This window comes from Bacteroides sp. LFL-34 (assembly GCF_027257075.1).
GTDB classification, from domain to species: Bacteria; Bacteroidota; Bacteroidia; order Bacteroidales; family Bacteroidaceae; genus Bacteroides; species Bacteroides ovatus.
In genome coordinates, this window is sequence record NZ_JAPQKZ010000099.1 from 1 (window position 1) to 6,350 (window position 6,350).

Consider the following 6,350-nt stretch of genomic DNA (forward strand, 5'->3'; position numbering starts at 1 on the left):
ATTAAAATAAACAGATAGCTAAAAAGTAAATTTGAGAAAAGCGTAGCGATTCAACTGAAAGAGTGGTCGTTACGCTTTTGCTTTTGATGTGGAAAAGGTCGTTTGCAGACATCCAAAAGCCACACAACGCAAGAGTTCAGTTACCACATCATTACTGCCGTAATGTGTGAACTTCCAGAATAAGCATCTGTTTTTCTGCGATTTGCGTAATTTTGCGTAGCTGTTGGTAACTCACGGTAAACTAATTTTGTCACCAAAAAAGAAGTGAGTTATGCGAAGTACATTCAAGGTCTTATTCTACGTGAAGAAAGGCAGTGCAAAGCCCAACGGCAACCTGCCACTGATGTGCCGCCTTACGGTGGACGGAGAGATTAAGCAGTTCAGTTGCAAAATGGAAGTTCCACCCCATTTGTGGGATGTGAAGAACAACCGTGCTTCGGGCAAGAGTGCCGAAGCGCAGAGAATCAACCGTGCGGTTGACAAGATTCGGGTGGAGGTGAACCGCCGCTACCAAGAACTGATGCAGACAGACGGATATGTGACCGCTGCCAAACTGAAAGATGCCTATCTCGGTATCGGTATCAAGCAGGAAACCTTGCTGAAACTCTTTGAGCAGCACAATGCGGAGTTTGCAAAGAAAGTCGGACACAGCCGTGCCAAAGGAACATTCCAACGGTACATAACCGTCTGCAAGCATATTCGGGAGTTCCTGCCCCATACATACAAGCGTGAGGATATTCCCCTCAAAGAGTTAAACCTCACGTTCATCAACGACTTCGAGTATTTCCTGCGCACGGTGAAGAAATGCCGCACTAATACCATTTGGGGCTATATGATTGTGTTGAAGCACATCATTTCCATAGCGAGAAATGACGGTCGTCTGCCGTTCAATCCCTTTGCAGGGTATATCAACTCTCCCGAAAGCGTGGACAGGGGGTATATCACGAAAGAGGAGATACACACCATGATGAATACCGAGATGCCCGACAAGACCCACGAGCTTGTGAGGGACCTGTTTCTGTTTTCGGTGTTCACGGGGTTGGCATATTCCGATGTCAAGAACCTCACCACCGACAACCTGCAAACTTTCTTTGACGGTAACTTATGGATTATCACCCGAAGAAAGAAGACCAACACCGAATCGAATATCCGTCTGTTGGACGTTCCCCGAAAGATTATAGAGAAGTATAAGGGGATGGCAAAGGACAATAAGGTTTTCCCCATGCCAAGTAATACGACCTGCAACAAAAAGCTGAAAGCCATAGCCGATTTGTGCGGTATAAAGACACATTTAACATATCATGTCGCAAGACATTCGGCAGCAACTACCATACTGTTATCCAACGGAGTACCCATTGAAACCGTCAGCCGCCTGTTGGGGCATACCAACATAAAGACCACTCAAATCTACGCGAAGATAACCGCCCAAAAGATAAGTCAGGACTTGGAACTGTTGTCCGACAAGTTGGGGGATATGGAGAAAAGCATTTGCAGTGCCATTTGATAACCCATAAAGAAGAATACAGATGAAAGAGAAACGAAGCATCATCACGATGGACGGACAGGGCAACATCGCCCTGCCGACCGATACAGTCTCCATTGCCATGACCGAGTGGGAACTCTGCGAGTTGTTCGGGGTTATCGCCCCAACAATCCGAGCAGGGATAAAGGCTCTTTGTAAAAGCGGTGTTTTGAGGGAATATGAGACAAAGCATACCATCAAACTGTCGGACAAACGCAGCATGGAGGTTTACAGTCTTGAAGCCATCATCGCCCTTGCTTTCCGCATCAACACATTCGGAGCGGAACAGGTTCGCAGAGCCATACTTGAAAGACTGTACTTGCGAAAAGAAAAAACAGGCATCTTCTTTTCGCTGAACATCACTGATACGGCAAATCCGAAATACTTTGCATAGGCGTATTGCCATTCACACATACTCACGCACCCGAAGAAGCATCTGTTTTCAGCTCTGTTTCTTCGGATTTTTTGTTTTTACAGCCCCGAACAGCCCCGAAGTATTTTTTGCTGCGTTCTGCTGTGATTTGCGTATCAACTTATCCGACAGTTGATTATACTTTTGTAGCTGACATTTTTTCAAACTTAAATCATTGGAATATGGAAGCAAACAAAGTAAATGACAGCCACCGACCGCCCACAGATGGCGGCATGGCAAAGGAAGAGTTTATCCGTGTCGGCACAACGCTCTACAAGATTGTGGAGCAGCCAAGACTGAACGGAGGGTATGTAAGGAAGCGCATCGCATGGAACAACGAGACCCTGCGCCAAGACTATGGCAAGGACTACATCGGCAGCGTACCCAAGTATGACGGCTTCTGCACCGTACCCGAACACGTCAGCTATCAGCCTGTAATCGGCAAGTTCCTTAACCTCTACGAGCCGATACCCCACCAACCGCAAGAGGGTGATTTCCCCTCTGTCCGCTCATTGGTGGAACATATCTTCGGGGAGCAATACGAGTTGGGAATGGACTATCTTCAACTGCTCTACCTGCAACCCATTCAGAAGTTGCCCATCCTGCTGTTGGTGTCGGAGGAGCGCAACACAGGCAAAAGTACATTCCTCAATTTTCTGAAAGCCCTGTTTCAGAATAACGTGACATTCAACACCAACGAGGATTTCCGCAGCCAGTTCAATTCCGACTGGGCTGGGAAACTCCTTATCGTGGTGGACGAAGTATTGCTGAGCCGCCGGGAGGACAGCGAGCGGTTGAAGAACCTGAGCACGGCACTATCCTACAAGGTGGAAGCCAAAGGCAAAGACCGTGACGAAATTGCGTTCTTCGCCAAATTCGTGCTGTGTTCAAACAACGAGTACCTGCCTGTCATCATTGATGCAGGTGAAACCCGTTATTGGGTGCGCAAGATAGACCGCTTGCAGTCGGATGATACCGACTTCCTGCAAAAACTGAAAGCGGAGATACCTGCTTTTCTCCACCATTTACAGCATAGGCAGCTATCCACCGAAAAGAAAAGCCGTATGTGGTTCACGCCCTCACTACTGCATACCGAAGCCTTGCAGAAGATTATCCGCAGCAACCGCAACAGATTGGAGATAGAGATGCACGAGCTTATCCTTGACATTATGGAAAGTGTAGGCACGGACACTTTCTCTTTTGACTGCAACGATATTTTTCTTTTGTTGCGGTATTCACAGGCAAAAGTGGAGAAACATCAAGTACGCAGGGTATTGAAAGAGTGTTGGAAACTTAATCCTGCACCCAACACGCTTACCTATACCACCTATCAGTTGGACTATACCCGTGACTGTCACTATTCGCCCATGCGGAAGACAGGACGGTTCTACACCGTGACAAAATCGTTTTTGGAAACACTATGATTATTTTGATGAAATGATGAATAAGTATATAAATATATTGAAATATAGATATTTACATTCTCATCAAACATTCATCAAAAGTATCTCACTGATGAAAGGAGAAAACAGGACGGACAGACCATGCCCGACACCGTAAACGATGAATTTCTCTTTTCGTGAGTGGTTTGATGAATAAATGATGAGATGATATATAGATATAAATCAATGTGTTAAACCATATGTTCATCAAATCATCGCTTTATCAACCATCATCAAATCCGTAGGAATATACATTATGACAATACAGGAAGCAAAACAAATCAGAATAGCAGACTATCTGCAAAGTCTGGGGTACACACCCGTCAAGCGACAAGATAGCAGCCTTTGGTACAAGTCACCGCTGAGAGAGGAAGCCGAAGCCTCGTTCAAGGTAAACACCGAACTCAACCAATGGTATGACTTCGGCATCGGCAAGGGTGGCAATATCATCGCATTGGCTTCGGAACTCTACCGCTCCGACAACGTGCCGTATCTGTTGGAGTGCATCGCCAAACAGACACCGCATCTGCACACCGCCATCCATGTACCATTTTCTTTTGGTCGGCAATCCGTTTCAGAACCGATGTACCGACATCTGCAAGTTTCGGAGTTATCCTCTCCTGTACTATTATCCTATTTGCAGGAGCGAGGAATAAGCACCGAACTCGCCAAGAGGGAATGTAAGGAACTGCATTTTGAAAACAAGGGCAGACCATACTTCGCCATCGGTTTCCCGAATATGGCAGGTGGTTATGAGGTGCGCAACCGCTATTTCAAAGGTTGTGTCGCTCCAAAGGACATCACCCATATCCGACAAAGTGGAGAACAGCCGACAACCTGTTATCTTTTCGAGGGCTTCATGGATTACCTCTCGTTCCTTTCCATCCGTGTGAGGAACAATCCGCAATGCCCCCGACTGACCACGCAGGATTATATCATCTTGAACTCCGTTTCCAATCTCGCAAAGGCGGAGGGCATATTGGCTGACTATTCCCAAATCGGCTGTTTCCTTGACAACGATACGGCAGGACGGACAGCCTGTGAGCATCTGCAAGCAAGGTTCGGGGAACGCCTTTCCGACAAGTCCATACACTATAGTGAGTATAAGGACTTGAACGACTACCTGTGCGGTAAGCCCTTGTCCCAATCGGCAGAGCCGATGAAGCAGGAGAGGCAAGTCCAATCCGCAAGGCGGATGATGCAGCCACCGAAAAAGCGAGGGCTGAAGATGTAGGGAGTGAGAACGCTTGCAGCCGTGCGGATATTTACAAGCGGAAAATACCATAGCTTATTAGGGAATTTTCCGAGCCGCATTGCAAGCAACGCTGAAAATTCCCCAATAAGCCAAAGAGGTTGCACCTCTCTGGACTCTCCCAAGCCAACGGCAGAAGCCGTACAGGAGAATAATCAACCATTGTTTCACAAGCTAAAAAAGAAAGGAAAACCATATATGGGATTTGTCGTATTACATATGGAAAAGGCGCACGGTTCCGACAGCGGAACGACCGCCCACATCGAGCGTTTTATCATACCGAAGAACGCCGATCCAACTCGCACGCATCTTAACCGAAAACTCATCGACTATCCCGATGGAGTGAAAGACCGAACAGCAGCCATCCAACACCGTTTGGAAAACGCAGGGTTGACACGCAAAATCGGTAACAACCAAGTACAGGCAATCCGCATCATCGTGTCGGGAACGCATGAGGACATGGAGCGTATCGAAAAAGAAGGCAGATTGGACGAGTGGTGTGCCGACAACATGAGCTACTTTGCCTTCATGTTCGGTAAGGAGAATATTGTGGCTGCGCACCTTCATCGGGACGAGGAAACGCCACACATACACATCACCCTTGTTCCAATCGTAAAGGGGGAACGTAAGCGCAGGAAACGGGAGGAACAGACAAAGAAACGCTACCGCAAGAAGCCGACCGACACCGTAAGACTGTGTGCCGATGACATTATGACACGGCTGAAATTGAAGACCTACCAAGATACCTACGCCATTGCGATGGCAAAGTACGGATTGCAGCGTGGCATAGACGGTTCAACGGCACGGCACAAGTCCACGCAGCAGTATTATCGGGACACACAGAAACTTGTCGATAGCCTCAAAGCGGAAGTGGTAGATTTGCAGGAGCGGAAAGAAGCGGCACGGCAGGAACTCCGCCAAGCCAAGAAAGAGGTGCAGACTGAGAAACTGAAAGGCGCAGCCACGACCGCAGCGACCAACATAGCCGAGAGTGTCGGTTCTTTTTTCGGCAGCAACAAGGTCAAGACGCTGGAGAGGGAGAACAAGAATCTGCATGAGCGTGTATCAGAACTTCAAGAAGAAGCCCGACAAAGGGAACAGCAACAGGCGAAACACATACAGGAGATAACAGACGCTTACGAGCTGCGACACCGCAAATTGTCCGAGTTTACAGACTTTGTGAAACGCTACTTCCCATATGTGGAGAAGCTGATACCGACAATAAATTTCCTGCGTGAACGCTTGGGCTTCAATGACGATATTATCCGAAGATTATGCACATTCAAGGACGTTCCCATAAAAGGCAAGCTACATTCTTCCGAGTTCAACCAAGGCTTTGAAACCCAACGTGCCGTCTGCTCCATTAAAGAGGATGAAAATGGAAAGTTCGATTTCAAGATTGATGGAGTATCACATATAAGCTGGTTCAGAAAGAAGATGAACGAGTTTAGGGAAGCTATCGGAATACCGAAACCAAGACAAAACAGAGGTATGCAACTGTAAATCAAAATAAAGTCCGTGATTGTTGAATGACATATCACGGATTTTTTGTACTTTTGCACTCGGATTGAGGCAACTCTATCCAAGACATAAGAAAAAGAAGCGTTATGCTTTCTTGTAAGTCGAGAACGTAGGAAATTCAAGACACTGCACAAGGATGGCATAGTGGTTCTCACGCATATAGCGTGGGCTGCTATACTACATTCGTGCATTTAGGTTTCT

Annotated in this window: 5 protein-coding genes; all 5 read left to right on the forward strand. The window is 47.1% G+C overall.

Features of this window, described 5'->3' with window-relative positions:
- The first annotated feature begins 271 nt into the window (after nucleotides 1-271).
- The 5 genes from N5O98_RS26645 (at nucleotide 272) to mobV (ending at nucleotide 6,131) form a co-directional block, all read left to right on the forward strand.
- Entirely contained in the window at nucleotides 272-1,504 is a 1,233-nt protein-coding gene (locus N5O98_RS26645; protein WP_048927172.1) for a site-specific integrase, read from the forward strand.
- Nucleotides 1,505-1,526: 22 nt separating this feature from the next.
- The gene (locus tag N5O98_RS26650) at nucleotides 1,527-1,916 is read left to right on the forward strand and encodes a hypothetical protein (RefSeq protein ID WP_048927171.1); all 390 of its coding nucleotides are present in this window, start codon (nucleotides 1,527-1,529) and stop codon (nucleotides 1,914-1,916) included.
- 200 nt (nucleotides 1,917-2,116) lie between these two features.
- On the forward strand, nucleotides 2,117-3,358 hold the full coding sequence (locus N5O98_RS26655) for a primase-helicase family protein (RefSeq protein WP_054350315.1): 1,242 nt from the start codon (nucleotides 2,117-2,119) through the stop codon (nucleotides 3,356-3,358).
- A 274-nt stretch (nucleotides 3,359-3,632) separates the two neighbouring features.
- Nucleotides 3,633-4,610 carry a toprim domain-containing protein gene (locus N5O98_RS26660; protein ID WP_048927169.1) on the forward strand — a complete coding sequence of 326 codons (978 nt, stop codon included), beginning with the start codon at nucleotides 3,633-3,635 and terminating at the stop codon, nucleotides 4,608-4,610.
- 216 nt (nucleotides 4,611-4,826) lie between these two features.
- Entirely contained in the window at nucleotides 4,827-6,131 is a 1,305-nt protein-coding gene (gene mobV / locus N5O98_RS26665; RefSeq protein WP_048927168.1) for a MobV family relaxase, read from the forward strand.
- Nucleotides 6,132-6,350: the final 219 nt, after the last annotated feature.

What these genes read in the sequence shown, in the direction of transcription:
- N5O98_RS26650 (WP_048927171.1), top strand. Translation starts at nt 1,527, where the DNA reads ATGAAAGAGAAACGAAGCATCATCACGATGGACGGACAGGGCAACATC.
- mobV (WP_048927168.1), top strand. Translation starts at nt 4,827, where the DNA reads ATGGGATTTGTCGTATTACATATGGAAAAGGCGCACGGTTCCGACAGC.
- N5O98_RS26660 (WP_048927169.1), top strand. Translation starts at nt 3,633, where the DNA reads ATGACAATACAGGAAGCAAAACAAATCAGAATAGCAGACTATCTGCAA.
- N5O98_RS26645 (WP_048927172.1), top strand. Translation starts at nt 272, where the DNA reads ATGCGAAGTACATTCAAGGTCTTATTCTACGTGAAGAAAGGCAGTGCA.
- N5O98_RS26655 (WP_054350315.1), top strand. Translation starts at nt 2,117, where the DNA reads ATGGAAGCAAACAAAGTAAATGACAGCCACCGACCGCCCACAGATGGC.